Origin of the sequence: Mycolicibacterium baixiangningiae (assembly GCF_016313185.1) — a bacterium.
In the GTDB taxonomy this organism is placed as follows: Bacteria; Actinomycetota; Actinomycetes; order Mycobacteriales; family Mycobacteriaceae; genus Mycobacterium; species Mycobacterium baixiangningiae.
Map to the genome: position 1 here is coordinate 4,441,668 of NZ_CP066218.1, position 23,500 is coordinate 4,465,167.

Genomic DNA, 23,500 nt, shown 5'->3' on the forward strand with positions numbered 1-23,500 from the left:
TCAGCCGCGCCGCTGCGGACGCGTGGGCTTGGCCTTCGCCTGCTTGCGAGCCGCTTCCCGACGCTCCCGGCGCGTGGCGCCTCCCGGAGCGGCGTGGCGCGGGCCGCCGTTGGAGCGCTGCACCTCGGCGGTGCCGTCCTCGCCGGGGCCGACGTAGGTCAGCGGCGGGGCGTCATCGTTGTCGATTCCCTTGGCGCGCAACGTCGGTGCGGGGGTCTCCCGCTCCTTGGTGGCCACACCGCCCTGGCTGGTCTGCGCCTGGGCCTGCGCCGCGGCGGCCGCGAACTCCGACAGCCCCGGGGGTGCGGCGACGGGCGCCACCCGGTTCGACGGTGCGGCCGGCGCCGCCTCGACGGTGACGTTGAACAGGAAGCCGACCGACTCCTCCTTGAGCGCCTCGAGCATGCCGACGAACATGTCGTAGCCCTCGCGCTGGTACTCCACGAGGGGATCGCGCTGCGCCATGGCGCGCAGGCCGATGCCCTCCTTGAGGTAGTCCATCTCGTAGAGGTGCTCGCGCCACTTGCGGTCGATGACGTTGAGCAGCACGTTGCGCTCGAGCTGGCGCATCGCGCCTTCGCCCGCGAGCTCCTCGAGCTCCTGCTCGCGCACGGCGTAGGCCCGTTCGGCGTCCTTGATCAGCAGGTCGAGCAGTTCCTCGCGGGTGAGCTCACCGGCCTCACCGACCGCGTCGGAGTCCACCAGGTCGTGGTAGTCGACGCCGACCGGATAGAGCTGTTTGAGCGCCGTCCACAGCTGCTCGAGGTCCCAGTCCTCCGAGTACCCCTCGGCGGTCGCACCGTCGACGTAGGCGGTGACGACGTCGACGAGCATCTTGTGAGCCTGTTCGGCGAGGTCTTCGCCCTCCAGGATCCGGCGGCGCTCGTCGTAGATGACCATGCGCTGCTGGTTCATCACCTCGTCGTACTTGAGGACGTTCTTGCGGACCTCGAAGTTCTGCTGCTCGACCTGGGTCTGCGCGCTCTTGATCGCGCGGGTGACCATCTTGGCCTCGATCGGCACGTCGTCGGGCAGGTTCAGGCGGGTCAGCAGCGCTTCCAGCGTGGCGCCGTTGAAGCGCCGCATGAGCTCGTCGCCGAGCGACAGGTAGAAGCGGGATTCGCCGGGGTCGCCCTGGCGGCCTGAGCGGCCGCGCAGCTGGTTGTCGATGCGGCGGGACTCGTGGCGTTCGGTGCCCAGCACGTAGAGTCCGCCGACGGCGCGGACGTCCGCGGCCTCTTCGCTGGCCTCGGATTTGATCTGGTTGACGGTCGCCTCCCAGGCGGCCTCGTACTCGTCCGGAGTCTCCACCGGGTCGAGCCCCTGATCGCGCAGGCGCCGGTCCGCGAGGAAGTCGACGTTGCCGCCGAGCACGATGTCGGTACCGCGGCCGGCCATGTTGGTGGCGACGGTGATCGCGCCGAGGCGGCCGGCCTCGGCGATGATGTTCGCCTCCTGCTCGTGGTACTTCGCGTTGAGCACGTTGTGCGGGATCTTGCGCTTGGTGAACTGTTTGGACAGGTACTCGGAGCGTTCGACGCTCGTCGTGCCGATCAGGACCGGCTGGCCCTTCTCGTAGCGCTCGAAGACGTCGTCGACGACCGCGATGAACTTGGCCTCTTCGGTCTTGTAGATGAGGTCGGTGTTGTCCTGACGGATCATGTCCCGGTTGGTCGGGATGGGAACCACACCGAGTTTGTAGATCTCGTGCAGCTCGGCGGCTTCGGTCTGGGCGGTGCCCGTCATCCCGGAGAGCCTGTCGTAGAGCCGGAAGTAGTTCTGCAGCGTGATCGTGGCGAGCGTCTGGTTCTCGGCCTTGATCTCGACGTGCTCCTTGGCCTCGATGGCCTGGTGCATACCTTCGTTGTAGCGCCGGCCCAGCAGCACGCGGCCGGTGAACTCGTCGACGATGAGGACTTCACCGTTGCGGACGATGTAGTCCTTGTCGCGCTGGAACAGCTCCTTGGCCTTCAGCGAGTTGTTGAGGTAGCTGACCAGCGGTGAGTTGGCGGCTTCGTAGAGGTTCTCGATTCCGAGCTGGTCCTCGACGAACTCGACGCCGATCTCGTGCACGCCGACGGTGCGCTTGCGGATGTCGACCTCGTAGTGGACGTCCTTCTCCATCAGCGGCGCCAGGCGGGCGAACTCGCTGTACCAGCTGGAGGCGGCGTCGGCAGGGCCGGAGATGATCAGCGGCGTACGCGCCTCGTCGATGAGGATGGAGTCCACCTCGTCGACGACGGCGAAGTTGTGGCCGCGCTGGACCAGGTCTTCGAGCCGGTGCGCCATGTTGTCGCGCAGGTAGTCGAAGCCGAACTCGTTGTTCGTGCCGTAGGTGATGTCGGCGGCGTAGGCGGCGCGCCGCTCGTCGGGGGTGAGCCCGGACAGGATGACGCCGACCTCGAGGCCCAGGAACCGGTGGACGCGTCCCATCCACTCCGCGTCGCGTTTCGCCAGGTAGTCGTTGACCGTGACGACGTGGACACCCTTGCCGCCGAGCGCATTGAGGTAGGCGGGCAGCACACAGGTGAGCGTCTTGCCCTCACCGGTCTTCATCTCGGCGACGTTGCCGAAGTGCAGGGCCGCCCCGCCCATCACCTGGACGTCGAAGTGCCGCTGCGCCAGCACCCGCCATGCGGCTTCGCGGGCCACCGCGAACGCCTCGGGCAGCAGATCGTCGAGGTCTTCGCCATCGGCGATGCGCTTGCGGAACTCGTCGGTCTTGGCCCTGAGCTCGGCGTCAGACAGCTTCTCGACGTCGTCGGACAAGGTGTTGACATAGTCGGCGACCTTCTTGAGGCGCTTGACCATGCGGCCTTCACCGAGACGGAGCAACTTATCGAGCACGCGTTTTCCCCTGTGGGTTGAGGTATCAGACAAGTCCCATGGTAGAGGTCGCGCCCGGGAACTCCGCCCTCGTGGCGTGTCCGCACGACGAACCCCGCGACGACGGTGCGTCGCGGGGCCGTCGTCAGCTGGTCAGGCGAGCCGAATCAAGCCGTAGTCGTAGGCGTGGCGGCGATACACGACGGTGGCCCTGTCGGTCTCCTTGTCGTGGAAGAGGAAGAAGTCGTGGCCGACGAGTTCCATCTGGGACAGCGCGTCGTCCACGGTCATCGGTGTGGACGGATGCTCCTTCACCCGGACGATGCGCCCCGGTTCGTGATCGTCCAGCGTGAGACCCTCCGGCAGGCCGACGTCCTCGGCGGACTGCGAGGTGTCGTCCTCGATGGCCACCGTCGCGGCGGTCGCCTCGGCGACCGACACCGGCCGCTTCTCGCCGTAGTGGATCTTCCGGCGGTCCTTGCTGCGGCGCAGCCGGTTCTCGAGTTTGCTGACCGCCGCTTCGAAAGCGCCGTAGAAACTGTCAGCGCACCCCTCTCCCCGAACCACCGGGCCGCGTCCGCGCGCGGTGATCTCCACATGCTGACAATTCTTGCGCTGGCGGCGGTTCTTCTCGTGGTCCAATTCGACGTCGAAGAGGTAGATGCTGCGGTCCAACCGCTCGAGGCGCGTGAGTTTCTCGGCTACGTAGGTTCGGAAGTGATCGGGAACCTCGACATTGCGGCCCGTGACGACGACGTCCGCTTTCGGCGCTTCTACAGGCGCTTCTTCGTCGATCACCATCGTGCGGTCAGTTTCCATGGGATGCGTTGACATACTTGGCAACTCGTTTCTCTTTCGCGTCGCACGCACGTGCGTGCCGGGATTGTCACGAAACGCGCCGACAGGCGTTGCAATGTCATGAATCTGCCGCAGCCCACCGGCGCAAGGTGTCGACTGTCACCTCCTACCGTTATGCGGCGAAGTGGCGCTTCGTTCTGAGCGCCGGCCGTGAATTCACGGGTGGTTAAGGCCGACGGTAGTCGTTGTTCACCCGGTCGGCCAGTGGTTCCCGAGACTGTTTCACGTTCTTCACGATCGTTTGACCCCACGGTCATTGCACTCTTCGACCGTCAGGCGTAGGCGAGGGTGAGAACGGCGAGCACCCGGGTACCGGTGGTTTGCAGCACGCGGACCGATTCCGTCGCCGTGGCGCCCGTGGTGATGATGTCGTCGACGAGGACCACGTCGCCGTGCGCGGCCCGAACGAGCCTGATCCGGTTGGCGACATTTCGCTGCCGGTCCGGAATCGAAAGACCGGCCGAATCACGCGCGAGGGCCTTGGAACGCAGTGCCTGGACAACCTCGGATGACGCGGCGTGGGCGATACGCGTCACCGGGTCGCCGCCGCGGCGACGTGCCGCCCACCGGCGGGTGGGTGCGGGAACGAGGACGGCCGGTGAGTCGACGATGCCCCACGTATCCAGGTGCGCGAGGCCCTCCCGCAGTGCCTGACCGAAGGGAGCGACCAGGTCGGTGCGGCCCCGCTCCTTGAGTTCGATGATCGCGCGCCGTCGTGAACCGGCGTACCGGCCGAGCGAGAAGACGGGGACGCCCGGGTCGAGGCGCGGGCTGACCAGATGCGGTTCGTCGCTCCGGACGGTCAGCGCCGCGGCGCACTGCTCACACCACCGCGTGGACGGTCGGCCGCACCCGCCGCATTCGAGTGGAAGAACGAGGTCGAACATGCACACAGTGTCGGCGGCGGGTGTGACAGGTCCGCGTGAGACGTTCCCCGCGTGCGTGCGCGTCTGATCCCGACACACCCGTCAATTGCCGGCATGTGCGCACGCTCGCGTGGTCGCCGAAACAACATGCGCCACTTTGACTTCAGTGGTCACATCTCAAGCGTTCTTGTCAGATGCTCGAACTAGTGTTCGATGTATGGATGGGGAGTTCAGCACCGCGGTCGATCGCCTGTTGGCGGCCGTCGGTGATATGCAGACTGCTTCCATCAGTGACCTGACCTGCCCCCAGATGGTGGCGGAGTTGGATCGGATCAAGCAGGCCGTGTGGGCGGTGCCCAGTGTGGAGCACCGGTTGACCGCGCGGCTGGTCGAGGAAGCCAACCCCCATGACCTGGGTGCGACATCGATGAAGAAGCTGCTCGCCGACCGGTTACGGATCTCGGAGAAAGACGCCGCCGAACGCCTCACCGACGCCCGCCAGTTGGGTCCTCGCTACACCCTGACCGGCGAACGCGTTAAAACTGACCTCGCGTGCACCGCCGAGGCGATGGCCCGCGGGGACATCGGGCAGGCCCATGTGCGGGTCATCCAGGAGTTCGTCAAGAAACTGCCCGTCTGGGTGTCCTTCGCCCGCCGCGACGACTACGAACACACCCTCGTCGGCCACGCGAAGGAGTTGCGACCCGACCAGCTCAAGAAGGCCGCCAAAGCCCTGCTGGACTTCATCGACCAGGACGGCACCGAACCCGACTACGCAACTCAACGACGTCGCCGCGAATTCAAAGTCGGACCCCAACAATCCGACGGAATGAGTCGCGTCTCGGGCTGGCTCACCCCCGAAGCCCGCGCCCTGTGGGATGTGGCCGCCGCCAAACACGCCGCCCCCGGGGCCAACCTGCCCCACGACGACGCCCACACCGGACGAGATGACCGCACCGCTGGGCGACGCCACCACGACGCGTTCGAGCGGGTCCTGCGTGACACCGTGGAATCCGGGACCCTCGGTCAGGTCGCCGGGGTGCCCGCCACCATCGTCGCCACCACCACCGTCAACGAACTCGAGCGTGCGGCGGGGTGGGCCGACACCGGCGGCGGTAACAAACTCCCCATCCGGGATTTGATCCGGATGGCCGCACGCTCACGGCACTACCTGGCGGTGTTCGACGACCACACCGAAGAAATCCTCTACCTCGGCCGCGCCCGCCGCAACGCCACCACCGCCCAGAGATTGGCCCTGTTCGCACGGGATCGCGGATGCACCCACCCCGACTGCACGGTGCCGTTCTACTGGACCGAAGCCCACCACACCCACGACCACTCCAAAGGCGGGCGCACCGACATCCCCGACCTCACCCTGGCCTGCCAACCCGGCAACCTCATGGTCGAGAAAACCGGATACACCACCGAACGCCCCGGCAACGGACGCACCCACTGGATCCCACCCAAACACCTCGACACCGGCCAACCCCGAGTCAACAACTACTTCCACCCCCACCGCTACCTCACCGACCACAAAGACGACGATGAGCCAGAATAGCCTTGCGCTAGTGGGATTTTCGTGCCTTGCGGGGACCTATCCCGGGAGGACCGGAAGCGTGCCCGCGACCATCAGCGGGCGCACCTCTGTCCAGGTGGGGTCACCTTCGGCGGTCGACGCCGACAACTGGACCACCCCACGCGCGTCGGCGACATACACCGTCGACGGGTTGGCCGCGACCGTGGTCACCGGCATGGCGAGGTTGCGACTGGGCCCGTCGGAGTTGACGCCGTCGAGGTTGACGTAGGACACCGGATGCTGCGGATCTTTGCGGCTGACCACGATGTCGTCGCCGGTGCGCCAGGACAGCGACACCACCGTCTCGCCCAATCCGAATCCGAGTCGCCGCGGATGGGTCAGGGCGTACTGCCCGCCGGGGGTCTGCTCGACGGACGCGAGGATGACCCGCCCGCCGATGACCATCGCCGCCCGCGTGCCGTCCCGGGATAGTTGCAGTTCGGTGATCGGACCGGGGAACTTCGACGACACCGGCCCCGAATCGACCGGGATCCGCGCCGGCTGGCCGGACGCGTCCTGAATGACCCGCACCACGTTCGCACCGTCGACCACCACCCACACCGCGTCGTCGAGGGACCAACTCGGCCGCGACAGGCTCCTGCCCTCCAGCGCCTGGCCCGCCCGGCCCCCGAGCGGACCGATCCACAGCGTCGACTGCACGTCGGGTGCACCGGGCCGTACCACCACCACCGAGGCGGCTTCCTGACCGCTGCGCGACACCGCCGCGGATGCCTGGTTGGGCGCCTGCCCGAACGATCCGGGTACCCGCGGTGCCCGCTGGCCGTTCAACGACACCAGCGATCCGCCCATCAGTGCATGCAATCCGGCCGCGGCGCCCGCGAATGCGCCCGGATCGGTGGCCGCGACGTCGGAGGTCTCCCAGCCGTCGGCGAACCGGTCGTCCAGCGGGGCGCCATCGGCGTTGATCACGTACGGCCCGTTGATGCCGGCCCGGTTCAACGTCCAGATGATCTGCGCGGCTAGCAGCTGCCGGCTGTGCGGGTCCGTCGTCGACAGATTCTCGAGATCGACGCGCGCGCCGCCGTAACCGCGTCCGACGCCGGTCTTACCGCCGTCGGCGCGGGTCACCGGTCCACGCAGGAGCAGCGGCGACTCCAGCAGATTGCGCACCGTGTCGGCCATTTCGGGCCGCGCACCCGCGATCAGTTTGGACACCAGCTCGGTGGCCAACTGGTCGGGATCGGACACCGCGACGTAGCGCGGGTCGGGCACGACGGTGGTTCCGGTCGGATCCACGAAGTACAGCGTGTTGCGTTTGTAGGTGGACTGGAACTGCTGCCAGTCGAGGAAGACACCGTTGGGCAGCCGGTCGATGCGCCACCCGTCCGACGTCTTCACCAGCTCGATGGGCCCGGGATCCGGAAGCGCACCGTCACCGGTCTCGAATACGCCCATATCCGAGAGCGATCCGAGGATGTCGGCGCGCATCGTCACCGAGACACGTTCGGGCTCACGGGTTTCGACGAACACGACCCGGTCGATCAGTAACGCGCTGCCGGCATCGTCCCACGATTGCGACGCCGACTCCGTCAGGAACTGACGCGCGGCCAGATGACGGTTCGCCGGATCGGCGGTCGCCTTGAGGAACTCGCGCAGCAACACGTCCGGATCCATGCCGGGCGTCGGTTTGGGGGGGCTCGGCGGGGCGGGCCGCTCGACGGTTCCGATCGCCTGCGGGGCCGAGGAATTCGGCACTCCGGCGCATCCGGATGCGGCCACCGCGAACACCAGCAGCCACACCATCACCAACAGGCGCCTCACACCGTCTCCCCTGCCGGTTGCCGTTCACGCCCACCCCGGCGCGGTGCCTTGTCGGGCTGAATGGGCTTCAGCGGCAACGGACTCGTCGTCACCTTGTGCCCGCGGACGAGCGGCAGGGTCATCCGGAAGCAGGCACCCTTACCGGGTTCCCCCCACGCTTCGAGGCGGCCCTGATGCAACCGCGCGTCCTCGATGCTGATCGCCAGACCCAGTCCGGTCCCGCCGGAGCGACGCACACGCGACGGATCCGACCGCCAGAAGCGGCTGAACACCAATTTCTCCTCGCCCGGTCGCAAGCCGACACCGAAGTCACGCACCGTCACGGCCACCGTGTCCTCGTCGGCGGCCATCCGGATACGCACCGGCTTGTGCTCGGCGTGGTCGATCGCGTTGGCGATGAGATTGCGCAGGATCCGTTCCACCCGGCGCGGATCCACCTCGGCGATGACCTCCTCGGCGGGCTGGTCGACGACCAGTTCGATCTCCGCCGACTGCGCGAGGTGACCGACGTTGTCCAGGGCGCTCTGCACCGTGGTGCGCAGATCCACCGACTCCACCGACAGTTCGGCGACACCGGCGTCGTGGCGGGAGATCTCCAGCAGATCGCTGAGCAGAGTCTCGAATCGGTCGAGTTCGTTGACCATCAACTCGGTCGAACGCCGCAGCGCAGGCTCGAGTTCGTCGCTGTGGTCGTGGATCAGATCGGCGGCCATCCGCACGGTCGTCAACGGCGTCCGCAACTCGTGAGATACGTCAGAGGTGAAGCGGCGCTGTAGATTCCCGAACTCCTCGAGCTGGGTGATCTGACGCTGCAGGCTCTCGGCCATATCGTTGAACGACACCGCCAGACGCGCCATGTCGTCCTCGCCGCGCACCGGCATGCGTTCGGAGAGATGCCCTTCGGCGAACCGCTCGGCGATGCGCGACGCCGACCGCACCGGCAGCACGATCTGGCGGGCCACCAGCAGCGCGATCGCGGCCAACAACCCCAACAGCACCACACCGCCGGTGGCCATCGTGCCGCGCACCAACGCGATCGTCGACTCCTCGTTGTTCAACGGGAAGATCAGGTACAGCTCGAGGTTGGTGACCTCCGACGACGTCGGGCTGCCGACGATGAGGGCCGGACCGGAGAAGCCGTCGGTGTGCACGGTCGCGTACTGGTAGCTGACCTGGCCGGCCTTGACGAAGTCGCGCAACGCCTCGGGCACCTGGCTGACGGGTCCTGCGGCGGTGGCGGCGCGAGGACCGTCACCCGGCACCACCAGCACCGCGTCGTAGGCGCCGGCGGGTCCGCTGCCGGCGTCCGCCTTGCGGTCGATCAGCGTGTTCCTCGCCAGCTGCAGACTGCTGTCCAGCGAGCGGGTCTCCTCGCCGCCCACGATTCCGCCCACGGTGTTGCGGGCCTGGTCGATCTCCTCGGTCGCCGCCTTCACCTTGACCTCGAGGATGCGATCGGTGATCTGACTGGTCAGCACGAAGCCCAACACCAGGATCACCGCGAGCGACAGCCCCAGCGTCAAGCTGACCACCCGCAACTGCAGCGATCGACGCCACACCAGGCTCAACGCCCGTCCCAGTGCACCGAGCCCGCGGATCAGCGGTCCAGACCGCCAGAAGCCGCCTCGGATACGCCGTCGCGCGCCCCAGATCACGGAGGTCCGGCCTTGTATCCCACTCCTCGAACGGTCAACACCACCTGCGGGTTCTCCGGATCTTTCTCGACCTTGGCCCGCAACCGCTGGACATGCACGTTCACCAAACGGGTGTCAGCGGGGTGACGGTATCCCCACACCTGTTCGAGCAGCACATCTCGAGTAAACACCTGGCGCGGTTTGCGTGCCAGCGCCACCAACAGGTCGAACTCCAGGGGTGTCAGCGAAATCTGCTCGCCCTGCCGGGTGACCTTGTGGGCGGGTACGTCGATCTCCACATCGCCGATCGACAGCATCTCCGCGGGCTCGTCTTCGTTGCGGCGCAACCGGGCACGCACACGGGCGACGAGTTCCTTGGGTTTGAACGGCTTCATCACGTAGTCGTCGGCGCCGGACTCCAGGCCCAGCACGACGTCGACCGTGTCGGTCTTCGCGGTGAGCATGACGATCGGCACACCGGAGTCCGCCCGCAACACGCGGCAGACGTCGATCCCGTTCATGCCGGGCAGCATCAGGTCCAGCAACACCAGATCCGGCCGGAGTTCCCGCACGGCGGTGAGTGCCTGGGTGCCGTCACCGATGACGGCGGTGTCGAATCCTTCCCCGCGCAGGACGATGGTGAGCATCTCGGCCAGCGATGGGTCGTCGTCGACAACCAGAATCCTTTGCCTCATGGTGTCCATGGTGTCACCAGATCGCGATAAAACCCCGCTACCACACGGGGCGTTTCGCCTGTTGACCTCAGGAAGCGGTGAGCTTTCCGGTCAGCGTCACCGCGTCGACATCCGGGCCGGCCACGATCCAGCGCCCGCACCAGTCGGCCGCGGCGAGCGTGGTGTAGACCTCGCCGGTGCGGCGCTGTAGACCACCGTCACGCTCATAGGCGTCCCTGGCGCGGTCGGCTTCCTGTTCGGCCCGGCGCTCGGCGCGCTCGGCCGCCAGCGCGGTCGGCACGTCGAGCAGGATCTGCCAGTCGGCCGTGGGCAGTTCCAAGCGGTCGTATTCGAGGGTGCGCACCCACTCGACCACTTCCCCGTCCGCGGGCTGGTGCAGGCGCGCGGCGCTGTACGCGGCGTTGGAGGCGACATAGCGGTCGAGGATCACGACGTCATAGGCGCCGGTGAGGTGATCGATCTCCGCGCGGGCGTCCGCGCGGTCGAGGGCGAACAGCACCGCCATCGCGTACACCGACTCCGCGAGGTCGCCGTGCCCGCCGTGCAGTGCTTCGGCGGCCAGGTCGGCGGTCACCGACCGGTGGTAGCGCGGGAAGGCCAGCGTCGCGACCGAGCGGCCGACCCCTTCGAGGGCGGCGCGCATGCCATTGGTCAGTGTCCGCTTGCCGGCGCCGTCGACACCCTCGATCGCGATGAGCACGCGCCGAGCGTATCGGGGTCCGGGCCGGTTGCGGGGTCAGCCGGCAGGAGCGAGCCAGGCCAGCGCGGCCACCACCAGCGCCTCGGTCGCGGTGTCGAGAGTCGGTTGGATGACGGGCGCGAATTTCGGCGAATGGTTCACCGGGATGTCCTGCTCGACGCGTCCGGCTTCGGCAGCCCTGCCGAAGGCCGCCCCATCGATGCCACCGACACCCCAGTACGTGTAGGGCACGCCGAGGGCCTTGGGGATCTCGCTGAAATCCTCGCTGGCGGCGCCCTGCGGCATCTCCCAGCAGTTGTCACCGAAGAACGCGGCGAACGCCTCGTGTACGCGCGACGTGGCGTCCAGGTCGTTGTCGGTCAGCGGGAACCGGTCGAACAGCTCGAACTCCGGCTCCCTGGGCGACCCGGACGCCGCGCATTCGGCCGTGACGATGCGGCGGATGGCGTCGAGGATGGTGGTGCGGGTCTGGTCGCTGTAGGTGCGGATGTTGAGCTGCAGCACGGCGCGATCGGGGATGACGTTGCTCTTGCTGCCCGATTGGATGCTGCCGACGGTGAGTACGGCGGGCTCGACCGGCGCGACCTCCCGGGAGACGACCGTCTGCAACCGCACCACGATCATGGCCGCGAGCACCACCGGATCGACCGACGACTGGGGCATCGAACCGTGAGCTCCCCTGCCGTGCACGGTGATTCGCATACTGTCCGCCGCGGCCAGGAAAGGGCCGGAGTGGGTGCCGACCATGCCCGCGGGCAGGGGCAGCACATGCTGTCCGAGCGCGACGTCGACCGCCGGTAGTGCGTCCGCCAAGCCGTCGTCGACCATGGCCCGGGCACCGTCGGCCGTCTCCTCGGCGGGCTGGAACAGAGCGACCACCGTCCCGCGCCACTGGTCGGCACCGTCGGCGAGCAGTTGGGCCGCGCCCAGCAATGCCGTGACGTGGACATCGTGTCCGCATGCGTGCATCACCGGAACCTCGTGGCCGTCACGATCGGTGCCCCGCACGGTGCTGGCGTAGTCCAGTCCGGTGTCCTCGGCCACGGGAAGCGCGTCCATGTCGGCCCGCAGCAGCACCACAGCGCCCGGCCCATTGTCGAGCACACCGAACACACCCGTCCCGCCGATGCCGTCGTGCACCTGGTACCCCAGGCCGCCGAGCCGGTCGGCGACCTTGCGGGCAGTGCCGAATTCCTGGTGTGACAGCTCGGGGTGCCGGTGTAGGTCGCGGTAGCAATCCTGCTGCCAGTCGCGAATTGCGGACAGACCGCTGAGCACGGTGTCGGTGGCTGTCATGTGTGCACTCCCTCTGCGGTCGGTGACACGACTCCATTCCGGAGTACCTCTTCGATTCCGTCGGAAACTCCGCTGTGCCGCCGGTATCGGCGGTTAGACGCACCACGACGACGGTCGGTTCCGGCGGGCGCACAACTGGTGCAAGGAACCCTCCTCAGCCGCCGATAAGCTTCTCAACAGCCGGCCGGGAGTTTGCTGTATGTCGCCGGCCCGCCGCACCGTCGCGCGATGTGCCGTTCTCGAAGTCGAAGCCGACCGCCTAGTCACTGGAGGGTTCACCGAATGGGGCAATCGGTAGAAGTCGTCGTATCAGAACTCGATTCGGCAGCGTCACGTCTGGCAGACGCCGGGCAGCGCCTCCAGGACGGCCTGTCGGGGGTGGATCTCGAAGTCGATCAGCTACTCGGATCCGGGTGGAAGGGCGGGGCCGCCTCGGCCTTCGGGACCGAATGGGAGAAGTGGCACAGCGGGGCCGGCCAGGTCGTCCGTGGTTTGCAGACGATGTCGCAGTGGCTGACGGTCGCCGCCAAGGAGTACGCGAAGACCGACGAGCAGGCAGCAGGCGCGCTCGGCTCATCGATGCAGGACCCGGGCGGATCGGGAGCGCCTGCGGCGGGTGGGGCTGCCGGTGGTGGGGCCGCCGCCTGGCAGAGCGCGGACGGCGCGGCAAGCAGTCAGCGCGGTACCGCCGACCTGGCGCAGCAGATGAACCTCGCGCCGCCGGCGAGCGCGCCCGCGGCGAGCGCGCCGGCGGCGCAACTCGGTCAGTTCGTCCCGACGGCTGCGCAGGCGGTGCAGGGGGCCGCCGGACAGTCCGCCCAGGCGGCCGGCGGGTTGGCGCAGCAAGCCGCCGCGCTGGCGCAACAGATCGTCGAGCTGGCACAGCAGGCCGGCGACGAGAAAGACGAATCAGAAGAGGAGCCGCCCGGCGATTCGGCAACACTCGGTGACCTCAGTGGGTCTACCGCCCCCGTGGAGCCTGCCAAGCCGTCGCCCGAGCGCGCGCGCCTTCTGGGAGATCAGCTGCGATGACCGAGTTGGTGGTGAGTTTTCCTCAGATGCAGTCGGCCATCGCTCATATGACTGAATTCGGGCGCGACGTCGCCGAGGTCCTCGAGGACGTCGACCGAACGATGGCCGCCTTGCGCGCGACGTGGCACGGCGAGGCATCTGATGCCCAGGCGCACGCACAGCAGCAGTGGGAAGACGGTGCCGAACAGATGAAAGAGGCGTTGTCGCAACTACAGAAGATCGCTGAGACGGCGCGCAAGAACTACGCCGATGCCGTGGAGAAGAACGGCCGGATGTGGGAGTAGCCGCGGGCACCCGGATTGAGGTCGACCCCAACGCACTGGTCGCTGCGGGCAAGCAGATGGGCTTGCTCGGCACGCAGTTGGGCATGCTGTCGGACGCGTTGGGCCAGGTGGTGTCCGGCGGCATCGCCTCGGGCACCGACCCGGCGGGTTTGGACTTCGGGTTGAAATACGGCGACCAGGCGCAGGAATTCGCCACCGGCCTGGCCGATGCGGCGAACGCCTTCAAGTCCGTGGGCTTCATGCTCGAGGCGACGGGTCACAACTACAAGAACGCCGACGCGGCGTCGACCGTCGGCGGATCGGGGCCGGCGGGTGGTGTCGGCAGCGAGCCCAGCGAGACCAAGCCCGGCGATGCCGCCACCGGCCCGAATTCGACTACGGTGTCCCCGCCGGCCAAATGGCATCTGATCGTGCCCTTCCTGAACGTGATCCCCGGCGGCATGCTCGCGGGCGCAGCCCTGACGTGGCCGTCCGGGAACTCCGGGATGATGCGGCTCACCGCCGCGCAATGGCGCAACCTCGGTCAGGGCCTTTCGGTCTTCGACGATGCCGTCGCACCGGTGAAAGCCGTTGTGGCGGCACAACAGATCCCCGAGGGTGGGAAGATCGACGAAGTCCTCGGCAAGTTGAGCGAGGCCGTGTCGAAGATGTCCACTTCAGCCTCCGGACTCGCCCAGGCCATCGACGAATTCGCGGGCGGAGTGCAAGAGACCCAGGACGCCATCCGGCGACTGCTGGACCGGATCTCGTTGGACGGCGCGTGGGACATGGTGAAGGGGATCTTCACCGGCGAGGCCGACGACATCCTGCGCGAGGTCGCCCGAGACGTCGGCACGGTGCTGGAGAACTTCCAGCGGCAGGTCAAAGGAATCGTCGGCCTGTTAGGGGAACTCGCCGACGCGCTCGGCGACGCGGTGACGTCGTTGCAGAACTGGGTGCGGCCGCACTTGGAGGAACTGCTCGGCGACGAGGTCGGCGGAGCCCTCGCCGACGGATTCACGCTGTACACCGATTTCCAGGTGGGTCTGACGACGGGGTTGATCAACACCGTGGCGGGCACCGTCGCGATGGCCGACCCCGAGACCTGGAAGGGCATGGCCCAAACCTTGATGACGGTGGCCAAGGATCCGTCGAAGCTACCCGGCGTCCTGGCCGACATGGGCAAGGAGTTCGTGGCTTGGGACAAATGGTCCAGTGACCATCCGGGCCGAGCGGCGGGAGCGGCCGCGTTCAACATCGGATCACTGTTCGTTCCGGGCGGCGCACTGTCGAAGACGGGTTCGGTGGCCAGGGGCCTCAGCGCTACCAGGGGCCTGCTGGACAGCGGTCGGGTCCCGGGGTTGCGTGGGCTGGGCTCGGGGCCCGGTACCCGAGGTGCGGACGGCATGCCCGAACTCGAAAACGTCGGCGCGGGACTTCCGGATGCGCCGGAGGTCCGGACGCCCGCGATCCCGGAGTCCCTGATCGGCCCGACGGCGCCCGGTGGTATTGACGCACCCTCGAGCCAGCGCGGCCTCGAGGGTCCGGCGGGACCGCCCAACCCGCCAGGGTCGACGACGGGCACCCCGGGTGGTGGCGAGAGTCGCGGCTTCGGCGGCGGAGGTGACGGCCCGCCACCTGCTCCTCCTGGAACCCCAAGCGGGCCACCGGAATCCGGACCGGGGCGGGCCGACGGGCCGTCACCGCAGTCGCCGGCGTCGCCGGGGCCGGGTGCTGTTGACCCGCCGAGCCATGCGCCGACCGCCGGCGATTCTGCGCCGCCTGCCACCAACCACGCGCCTGAATCGTCGGGTCCCTCGGCGTCACCCGACGCCGGCCGTTCGCCGTCGGAACCCAATCACCCACCGACCCAGCATCAACCGAGTGCGCCGGAGGCGAATCAGGCTCACAACGAAGCAAGCCATCCGGATGCCGGCACCCCGCCGCCGTCGCCCGACCGGCACGGCGGTGATCACGCGCCGAGTGAAACACGCTCGAACGCTGGCGAACACAACGATTATGACCGTTCGCACACGTCCGTTGATCAGCCCGTCGCCCACCCGCCCGCGGCCGAGCAACATGGTGGACACGAGCACACTCCGGCGGAGTCCACTCCTGCTGCGCAGCAACCACACACACCCAACGACGGCAACACGGGGCGGCAGGAATCTACGGGAGCCCCGCCGGTCGGTATGGCCGGCATCGGACCGATGGCGTCACACGCCCCGGGAGCGACGCACACACCGGACGCGCGGACACCCGACGCTCGTACGCCGGATGCGCGCACGCCGGATGCCCGAGCATCCGATAGTCGCACACCGGATGCGCGGACGCCTGAAAGCCCACGCGCGCAACAGCCGACGGCGACCGGGCCAGCGCCAGGGCACACGCCGTCAGCACCGGTAACTCCGGCCGCGGCAAGTCAAGGGGCAACTGCGGCGGGTGAGCCGACACATGCCAGACCGGAGCCACACGCATCGCGACCAGAAGGCGACAAGCGGGACAGTCCTCCATCGACATCGCACACGGCGGCGCACCCAACCACCACCGGCGCCTCGAATAGCGATCGACCAGGCAATCAGCCAGATCCGCCTGGCTCCAACCACAACGCCGGGTCGCCACATGACCAGTCACCGCACCAGTCAGGCCCGGTGGGTAATCCCGCAGATGCACGAACGTACGGGCCGCACGAGTTGAGGCCCGTCGAGAATCCCGCATACCAGACCGCGGTGGAAGATGCTCTTCGCAATCCTGACGGCGAGTACATCCGGCTTGCTGACCCGCGCACCAATAACTACGGGAGTCTCGTTAACGATGGCGGCCCGACGGTGCAGGGACGGTCCAACAACTGTCTCGACTGCTCGCTGTCGGCGTTGTCCTCATTCAGAGGGGAGCCGACGGTCTCGGCTCCGCGGTGGCCCGACAGGCTGCCAGACGGCCGGATCGACACTCAGACCGGCGAGGAGGGAGGGCTCCGCCGCGCCGCTGACTGGCTCCGTAGCGAGATGCTCGAATTTCCAGGGCAGCGCATTGTGGACCAGTTCGATGCGCTCCATCAGTACATGAACAGTCTGGGACCAGGTTCCGCCGCACTGGTGCACAACGGCTGGCATGCGCGCGAGCTGACGACCGGTGACTTCCTCTACCACCCCGACGGCTCTCCTGTCACCAGCGGTTCTCATGCGACGGTGGTGGTGTACCCGGACGGTGCGAACGGACCGGTGTGGTGGGATCCGCAGCAGGGACTCACCTCGGACCGGCCGCCGTCCTGGATGACCGATCAATCGTCGTTCTTGCATTTCACGCCTATCGAATGGAACCAAGGAGCACACCATGGCGGAGCTGAAGACCACGGAACAGGCTCTGGCGTATCTGGCGGAGATGTCCCCGACCGAGGAGTATCAGGTGCAACAGTTCCCCCACGGGTGGGTGTGCACGAAAGTTCTGTCTCCGGAGCAGATGAACTCCGGCGCGGGAGTGGGGATGGCTCGACTGGTGATCGATTCGGAGACCAGGATCGTGTACGTGTACCCGAGTTGGTCGGAGACGATGGTGGCCGAGGCACATACGACGTTCAAACAGACGGGCGTCAACCGAGCGGGCCGGCAGATTTATCCGTATCAATGGAAGATCGCGATCCAGCGGGTACGGGAGGACGACACACAGATCGAATATCAGCTGACGGCGGAGTCGTTGACCGACCCACCGGAGCCGACTCAACAGCATCTGCTGACGATCGAAAAGCAGACATTCATCCACGATCCGACGGATTGGTTGTCGACCGTGGCGATGTCGCACGCGGAGTGGGTGAGCCGGCAGAACCAGGGAGTGTGGCCGGAAGTGGACACGACCGAGGTGTAAGCGGCGGCGGCGATGGTCGATTTGCCGCCGACCATGAGGACCGGACACATGGAAGCTCCGGGCACGCTGCCGCCCAACCTGACGACCACCGTGCACCAGGAGATGACCCCCACTCAGATGCCGGCCAACCCTCCGTCACTGGCGATGCCAACCACCGGTATGTCGAACTGGAGGACGGTAGTCAGCACCGGGTGTGGGCGTCGAGTGAGCAACTCCGAAACATGGAGTCGCGCTTTGCCGCCGCCGATGCCTGGCTGGAGGAGCGCGGTCTCACTCGGGGGGATGTACAACCATTGCTCGTCCAGCCAGCCGAATGGCTCGATCGCGCCCAGCAAGAACTGGTCTACGGATTCCGTCACCAGTTCCCCGATGTGGCCAGCGGCGAAGGATTGCAAAAGATCGTCGACAGCGGACAGGCTGACTTTCGGCTCGCCGGTGGCGATGATGAATATTCACCCGATCGAACCGGCGGGTCAGTCAGCACCGCTCGCGACACAGAGGCACTCAACACTCCAGAACGACTCTACGAAGGATTGGCACTCGAGTACCCCAACTCACCGTTTAGACCGGATGAACCCGCCATCGCGATGAGGTTCACGACCGAGGATGGTGTCACGGTCCACGTTCCCGATGGCCCGCTGTCGGAGCGCGCAGGCCACGGACCCAGTTACGATCCGGAATATGGTTATCCCTTCACGGGAACCGGCTTTACCGCAAGCGATCGATTTACGGTCCCTGAGTACTTCTTGCCGGGGGGAACCAGGATGAATCCGGGAGCGGAGATGTACCGGATAAGTGTCGACGGCACCGAAGAGTTGATAGCAGTTCTCGGTCATCGCCAGGATTGGATTCGAGTGAAACCGGATGGATAACGACAAGTACGGGATTCGGGCAAGCGGTGACTACGTCACGTACGAGGGTCGCGACTACTTCGCGTCGCTTCTACGGGACGAGGTCCGGATCTTCTCCGACGACGAACCACTGCCTCCCGGTTTTGCGCCCTCCCGTTACAACTGGATCGAGGGTGAGTGTTTCGTTCCTCTGAGCGACATCGAACATCTGCGCAGAGTGCGGACGACCTGCAGTTGGCGCGGTCATCGATTCGAGGTTCGGATAATTGTGGGCGACATGGCGAACCTCGTCTATTTGGGGCGGGACTTCGATGAGGTGTCCGGACTGCCGGGGATGCGGCGTCCCGACAAGTTCGAGGTGCGAGGAAAAGCGCCGGTTGCGGAGTTGACGGATGTAGAAGAGCACGCAGAAGACGTGCTCTTCGATGGTCGCACAAGCGGTACGAGAGACGGGCAGACGAGGTGAGCACTCCGGTCAGCGCGACGATCTGGCATAAACCCCTGTCAGTTCATGAGGGCCAGAGACTGATGGCGAACGACGTCGATCCCCTGGTTGGCGGACTCCCTGACGTGGTGAATGGATTTGCCACTCCTGCAACGTATGTGGCTCACCTACGTGGCGCCGCGTCATATTACGAAGCCCTCGGGTTGAGTTATGAGGGCTCACTGTTCGCGCCCGACGAACCGCTCTTCTCCCTACGATTCCAAATGTCGTACACAGTGAGTGTCCAGTCGACCGACGGCCCGCTTGCACGTGCCATCGGGAAGTCTGACGGTGTTGAACTCGGCTACTCCATGCCCTACACGGGCAACGGGTTCACCAGTCCCGGATTCGCTATTCCCGAATACTGGATCACCGGCGGTGTCCTCGCAGAAGGTGAGTTGTGGCTGATCCCGGTGCAGGGCGAGGAAACGCTATCTGCCGTCCTGACGCGCACCGGTGAATGGTCCGCGGTGAGGCAGACAGCATGACGCTCAAGCGCCCGCGAGCGACAGGACACTACGCCGTCTACCACGGCCGCGAGTTTCACGCAGCTGTCCACGGTGCAGACGTGGTCCTGAGGTCCTATCGTGGCGAACCCGCACCGGTCGACTTCGCTCCGTCACGGATACCGTTGGTTCAGGGCGTCCGTATCGTTGCACGATCCAGCTTAGACAAGCTGCACTTCGTGAGAACGGTATGCAGGTGGCGCAGTGAGCCGTTCCTCGTCGTTGGAGTGAACGGGCAGACGCTTCTTGTCTTTTACCTTGGCACTCAGGGAGATTGGGCTTGCCGGCAGCCCGGGATGGTTCGTACCGGGAAGCTTGAAACGCATGGGCGTCTCCACATCCCTGAGGTCGACGACATCCTGGAGTTCGTGGACCCCCTTCCGGTTGGGACGACGGCTTGATATGTGGCGGACCGAACGGCGGTGTCCACGCCAGGGTGGAATGCCTGGGCAACTGATGACTGAACTGCCCGCGACCGGCGCCGCCGCAGGGTATCGAGGGACGAGACTTCGGATTGTGTCGGCGGTGACGATTGGCTCGCGTTGCGCGCCGATGGAGGGGTCGAAGTGCCGGATGGATTCGCGTGTGGTGAGCGCCGGGTGTTCCCGAAAGGGAATGAGTCGTGGGGTGAAAGTCCCGATATCGGGCCGCGACGGTGTGGTCGACGTTCGCGTATGCGGGTCCCTGCGAAGCCACACCGTCTCATTGATGCGGCGGTTGCCCCGACGGTCGGACTCCGATCCATCTCGTCGGCCCTCCTCACATAGCTCGAGAACTGAAAGTGAACGGTGAGCAGTACATGGACTGGACCGACATCGTCGCGCCGAGGGTCTGACCGACATGGAAGTCGAGGAGACCCGCCATGCCTGAACCAGTTGTCCTGCCACCACCCCGGGAGTCAGCATAGTGATCTTGAAGCGAATTGCGATGAGCCCGTGGGACTTCGCGCTATACAGCGCCGACGATGGGTCGTCCATCTTGAAAGTCATGTTCAGCGAAGGTGACTACAAGTTCGACATCGGCCGTTACTTTCTGATTGCTCACCCGTGGGACACCAAACCCGAAGGATTAGAGCTTCTCAAGAGCGTGGCCGCGCGCATTCGCTCCGACTATCCCGACGTTGTGTTTCCTGTGCTCGATGAAGCAGACCTCCAGATCCTCACGTGACGTTGATGACTCCCTACTAGCGGACGGGCCATGGGTCCCTGACAGGGCTGTTCGAGGAGGATTCGCTCTCAAGCAGCTGAAGAAGGTGTACGTGTACCAGGGTTGGCCGGAGCCGATCGCCGCGGCACACAACCGTCAAGAAGACGGGCGTCAATCGAGCCGGCCGTCAGATCCATCCGTACCAGTGGCGCATCACGAACCACCGGATCCGGAAGGACGAGGAGCGGATCGAGTATCAGCTGACGGCGGAGTCGCTGTCCGATCCACCGGAACCGACCCAAGAGCATCGGCTGACGAGTGGACCGAGCGTACGGCCGGCCGGTTGTTCCTGCGTTGTTCGGGAGCGCCGGCCCACCCGACACGTCGCCGACGGGGGTCTCGTCTCAATTCCGAGACTCAGACTGGCGTCTCCAATACGGGGGGAACGAGCGATAATGTTGCACGACATCTTGGTGATCAATATTCACCGCGACGTTGACCAATCTGGACTGGAGCGTCTGCGAACCCAACTGAGCCTGAGGAAGTTCGGACGCTTGACCGACGACGGGGACCAGCAGTTCGGCTACCGAAAGATCGAGCAGGCCAGCGGCCAGTACGCCGAAATTTTCTTTACCGCGAGTTCGACGGGTCGTGGGAAGTCCAGGCGATCGGCACCGAGCAAGTCGATCTCGGGGCTGACGAGATCGAAGTGATCGCGCTCGTCGAACGTCCTCAGGTGTGCTCGCCGAAATTCCCCACCTGTGAGGTGCGGTCAGTGTAGTGGTTGGCGGGTGCCGGTGGTGGCTCGGCGCAGGGTGTCTGCGGCGGCGTGGTGGTCGCGTAGCCGGTAGGACTCGCCGTCGAGGTTGATGACCACAGACCGGTGTAGGAGTCGGTCGAGCATGGCGGCGGCCACAGTGGTGTCACCGAGGATGTCGCCCCAGGCGCCGACCCCGCGGTTGGTGGTCATCACGATGCTGGTCTTCAGATAGCGTTGGGACACAACCTGAAACAGTGCTGAAGCGGCCTCGGCTGGCAGTGGTAGATAGCCCAGTTCATCGATCACCAGGAGCGTCGGTCCGGCGTAGAACCGCATGGTGGTGGCCCAGCGTCCTTCGATGGCGGCCCGGTGGCACCGGGCGGCCAGATCGGCGGCAGTGGTGAAGTAGGTCCGATATCCGGCATATGCTGCAGCCCTTGCTAATCCGACCGACAGGTGCGTCTTGCCTGTCCCCGGCGGCCCGATGAGCAAAATGTTGGTTGCTGACTCCAGTAGCGGCAGGTGCCGAGTTCGTCGATGAGTGCGCGGTCGATACCGGCGGCGGCGTCGACATCGAAATCGGCCAGGCTAGCCGGTGTGGGTAGCACGCGAACCTAAGCCGCCCCGCCAGTCGGCGGGCGGTGCTGGCATCGACTTCTACGGCCAACAGTCGCTCGAGGGCCACCGTGAGCGACAGGCCCTCGGCGGTCGCCTGGTCGAGCACGGCCGGCAGGGCTTCAGCGGCGGCGGTGAGTTTGAGCTCGGCCAGGTGTGAACGCAGTTGCTGATAGCGGCTCGCGGCCACGGTTGGCGAGTCGGCATCGGTGGTGCGGGTGGTGGTTTTGGGGGTGCGGGTGGTGGGGGTCATTGCAGGGTCCTTTTCTGGGCGGCCCGCTCGTAGACGGACATGTCAATGACAGCGGAATCAGGTGAGCTAGTTGGGGATTCGACGGCACTGTTGGCGTTGTCGGGGAAGTTAAGAAGTTGCGCGGCAGCGGTTTTGGCGGCCGGCCCGGGTGGGATGCGTTCCTTGCGGCGATGTGGTCGCCCGGTGTTGGCGGTGGCCATTGCGGCGGTGTCGAGGGCGATGACGTGGCCGCTGTCGCGGACCATCACCCCCAACCCGTCAGCGGCCAACCGGTGACGGGCGACCACGATCCCGTTCGTGGTGGCGACGTCGAGGTACCCGCCACCAATCGGATGGCTGACCCTCACCTGCGCGGCGGCCAGCTCCGGGGGCACCGAGTACCGGTTGCCGCGGTAGGACACCAACGCCTGCCGCGAGGCTGTCCGGGACTCAGACACGATCATCGGATACGGCGCCGGCGGCACTGGCCTGAGCGGCTCGGTCTTGGCTACCACAGCCACCGAAGACCGCCCGTCGGCGGTCAAGCGCATCCTGGTGTCGCCACGGACCCGGGCGAAGCGGTCCACACTTGCCTGTGCTTGTTCGACGGTCATGTCGTCATCCAAGGTGCGCCACCAGCGTTGCGCCGCGGTGTGATTGACCTTCTCCACCACGCCTTTGCGGTTACCGCGCCGCGGTGGGCAGATCGCCACCGATACGCCGTAGTGCTTGGCGACCCCGGCGAACGTGGCGGTCACCCGTCCCGAGCCCGGATCGCAGACGGTGGCCATCCGGTCGAACCGCCAGACCCGGGTGAGGCCGCCGAGGCCGCGGCAGATCGTGTCGATGGCGGCGACCAGGTGGGGTTGATCCATCGACGGTGACAACACCGCCCGCCACTTGCCGGAGTGCGCCAGCGAGCCGACCAGCAGGAAAGCTTTCTTGCCCCAGCCCCAGAACTCGGGCGGATCGGGCAATTCCAGCCAGTCCCACTGGGTTTCGTCACCGGGCGGGTGCTCGATAACCGCGTTGGGCCGGTCGGTGGCGGTGCGGCAGGCTTGACAGTCCGGGCGCAGATTACGGGTGCGGATGTTGCGGGTCAGGCTCTGATACGACAGCCCGAAACCCAGGTCTTCGAGTTCGTCGTAGAGGGTGCGGGCCCACAGATGCGGGTCCTCGACCAATCGCGCCGACACGTAGTCGACGAACGGATCAAACGGATTCGGTCCCGGCCGTGCCCGCACCCCGGGCTCGGCGCCGCCGGCCAGATACTTGCGGACCGTTTTCCGGTCGAACCCGGTGTGGCGGGCGATCGCAGAGATCGACCAACCGCGTTTTCGTAGGGCGTGTACTTCCATGTCGTCCTCCCATGTGAGCATGAGAAAGCGGGCCTCCTTCGACAGAGCTACTGGCGTCAGACACCAGCAGCATCGAGGGAGGCCCGCCCTTCTCGGCGGAGCCACACGGGTGGGGAATTTCGATGAGCGTCAGCGAGGAAATTCAACGAGCGCGGTCAA

Annotated in this window: 17 protein-coding genes and 1 pseudogene; 8 read left to right on the plus strand and 10 right to left on the minus strand. The window is 66.3% G+C overall.

Annotation, left to right across the window (positions count from 1 at the left end; genetic code table 11):
* The 3 genes from secA to I7X18_RS21000 all read right to left on the minus strand — a co-directional run bounded on the left by secA (position 1) and on the right by I7X18_RS21000 (position 4,571).
* Positions 1 to 2,847 carry a preprotein translocase subunit SecA gene (gene secA / locus I7X18_RS20990; RefSeq protein ID WP_193043922.1) on the minus strand — a complete coding sequence of 949 codons (2,847 nt, stop codon included), beginning with the start codon at positions 2,845 to 2,847 and terminating at the stop codon, positions 1 to 3.
* 132 nt (positions 2,848 to 2,979) lie between these two features.
* Positions 2,980 to 3,660, minus strand: coding sequence for a ribosome hibernation-promoting factor, HPF/YfiA family (gene hpf, locus I7X18_RS20995; protein WP_193043923.1), 681 nt, complete (start codon positions 3,658 to 3,660; stop codon positions 2,980 to 2,982).
* A 296-nt stretch (positions 3,661 to 3,956) separates the two neighbouring features.
* Positions 3,957 to 4,571: a ComF family protein gene (locus I7X18_RS21000; protein WP_193043924.1), complete on the minus strand. Its 615-nt coding sequence runs from the start codon at positions 4,569 to 4,571 to the stop codon at positions 3,957 to 3,959.
* A gap of 196 nt (positions 4,572 to 4,767) precedes the next feature.
* Between I7X18_RS21000 and I7X18_RS21005 the strand changes: the two genes are divergently transcribed.
* Positions 4,768 to 6,108, plus strand: a complete 1,341-nt coding sequence (locus tag I7X18_RS21005) for an HNH endonuclease signature motif containing protein (protein WP_193043925.1) — start codon at positions 4,768 to 4,770, stop codon at positions 6,106 to 6,108.
* A 36-nt stretch (positions 6,109 to 6,144) separates the two neighbouring features.
* Here the strand turns inward: I7X18_RS21005 and lpqB are convergent, their stop codons facing one another.
* Genes lpqB through I7X18_RS21030 form a run of 5 tightly spaced genes read right to left on the minus strand, consistent with a single transcriptional unit; the run spans position 6,145 to position 12,233 of the window.
* Positions 6,145 to 7,890 (minus strand): MtrAB system accessory lipoprotein LpqB, encoded by a 1,746-nt coding sequence (lpqB, locus tag I7X18_RS21010; protein WP_226862890.1) that lies wholly within the window; start codon positions 7,888 to 7,890, stop codon positions 6,145 to 6,147.
* A gap of 14 nt (positions 7,891 to 7,904) precedes the next feature.
* Positions 7,905 to 9,563 carry an MtrAB system histidine kinase MtrB gene (mtrB, locus tag I7X18_RS21015; RefSeq protein WP_193043927.1) on the minus strand — a complete coding sequence of 553 codons (1,659 nt, stop codon included), beginning with the start codon at positions 9,561 to 9,563 and terminating at the stop codon, positions 7,905 to 7,907.
* The gene (gene mtrA, locus I7X18_RS21020; RefSeq protein ID WP_193043928.1) at positions 9,560 to 10,246 is read right to left on the minus strand and encodes a two-component system response regulator MtrA; all 687 of its coding nucleotides are present in this window, start codon (positions 10,244 to 10,246) and stop codon (positions 9,560 to 9,562) included. Before mtrA ends, mtrB begins: the two co-directional genes overlap by 4 nt.
* 58 nt (positions 10,247 to 10,304) lie before the next feature.
* Complete coding sequence (locus I7X18_RS21025) at positions 10,305 to 10,937, minus strand: dTMP kinase (RefSeq protein ID WP_193043929.1); 633 nt, start codon at positions 10,935 to 10,937, stop codon at positions 10,305 to 10,307.
* A gap of 36 nt (positions 10,938 to 10,973) precedes the next feature.
* Positions 10,974 to 12,233: an amidohydrolase gene (locus I7X18_RS21030; protein WP_193043930.1), complete on the minus strand. Its 1,260-nt coding sequence runs from the start codon at positions 12,231 to 12,233 to the stop codon at positions 10,974 to 10,976.
* Between the two features lie 282 nt (positions 12,234 to 12,515).
* Between I7X18_RS21030 and I7X18_RS21035 the strand changes: the two genes are divergently transcribed.
* From I7X18_RS21035 to I7X18_RS21065, 7 genes are all read left to right on the plus strand, one after another.
* Positions 12,516 to 13,265, plus strand: a complete 750-nt coding sequence (locus I7X18_RS21035; RefSeq protein WP_193043931.1) for a WXG100 family type VII secretion target — start codon at positions 12,516 to 12,518, stop codon at positions 13,263 to 13,265.
* Positions 13,262 to 13,549, plus strand: coding sequence for a WXG100 family type VII secretion target (locus I7X18_RS21040; protein ID WP_193043932.1), 288 nt, complete (start codon positions 13,262 to 13,264; stop codon positions 13,547 to 13,549). Before I7X18_RS21035 ends, I7X18_RS21040 begins: the two co-directional genes overlap by 4 nt.
* Positions 13,540 to 18,261 carry a toxin glutamine deamidase domain-containing protein gene (locus I7X18_RS21045; protein ID WP_193043933.1) on the plus strand — a complete coding sequence of 1,574 codons (4,722 nt, stop codon included), beginning with the start codon at positions 13,540 to 13,542 and terminating at the stop codon, positions 18,259 to 18,261. The genes I7X18_RS21040 and I7X18_RS21045 overlap by 10 nt, the downstream gene beginning before the upstream one ends.
* Positions 18,254 to 18,706 (plus strand): hypothetical protein, encoded by a 453-nt coding sequence (locus I7X18_RS21050; RefSeq protein WP_193043934.1) that lies wholly within the window; start codon positions 18,254 to 18,256, stop codon positions 18,704 to 18,706. The genes I7X18_RS21045 and I7X18_RS21050 overlap by 8 nt, the downstream gene beginning before the upstream one ends.
* On the plus strand, positions 18,703 to 19,212 hold the full coding sequence (locus tag I7X18_RS21055) for a hypothetical protein (RefSeq protein WP_193043935.1): 510 nt from the start codon (positions 18,703 to 18,705) through the stop codon (positions 19,210 to 19,212). Before I7X18_RS21050 ends, I7X18_RS21055 begins: the two co-directional genes overlap by 4 nt.
* Before the next feature lie 930 nt (positions 19,213 to 20,142).
* Positions 20,143 to 20,397: a hypothetical protein gene (locus tag I7X18_RS21060; RefSeq protein ID WP_193043936.1), complete on the plus strand. Its 255-nt coding sequence runs from the start codon at positions 20,143 to 20,145 to the stop codon at positions 20,395 to 20,397.
* A 434-nt stretch (positions 20,398 to 20,831) separates the two neighbouring features.
* Entirely contained in the window at positions 20,832 to 21,089 is a 258-nt protein-coding gene (locus I7X18_RS21065) for a hypothetical protein (protein ID WP_193043937.1), read from the plus strand.
* Positions 21,090 to 21,148: 59 nt separating this feature from the next.
* Here I7X18_RS21065 and istB read toward each other — a convergent pair.
* Positions 21,149 to 22,004, minus strand: a pseudogene (istB, locus tag I7X18_RS21070) (IS21-like element helper ATPase IstB).
* A complete protein-coding gene (locus tag I7X18_RS21075) occupies positions 22,001 to 23,362 on the minus strand; it encodes a Mu transposase domain-containing protein (protein ID WP_193048676.1) in 1,362 nt (453 codons plus the stop codon). The pseudogene istB and the gene I7X18_RS21075 overlap by 4 nt, the downstream one beginning before the upstream one ends.
* Positions 23,363 to 23,500 lie beyond the last annotated feature (138 nt).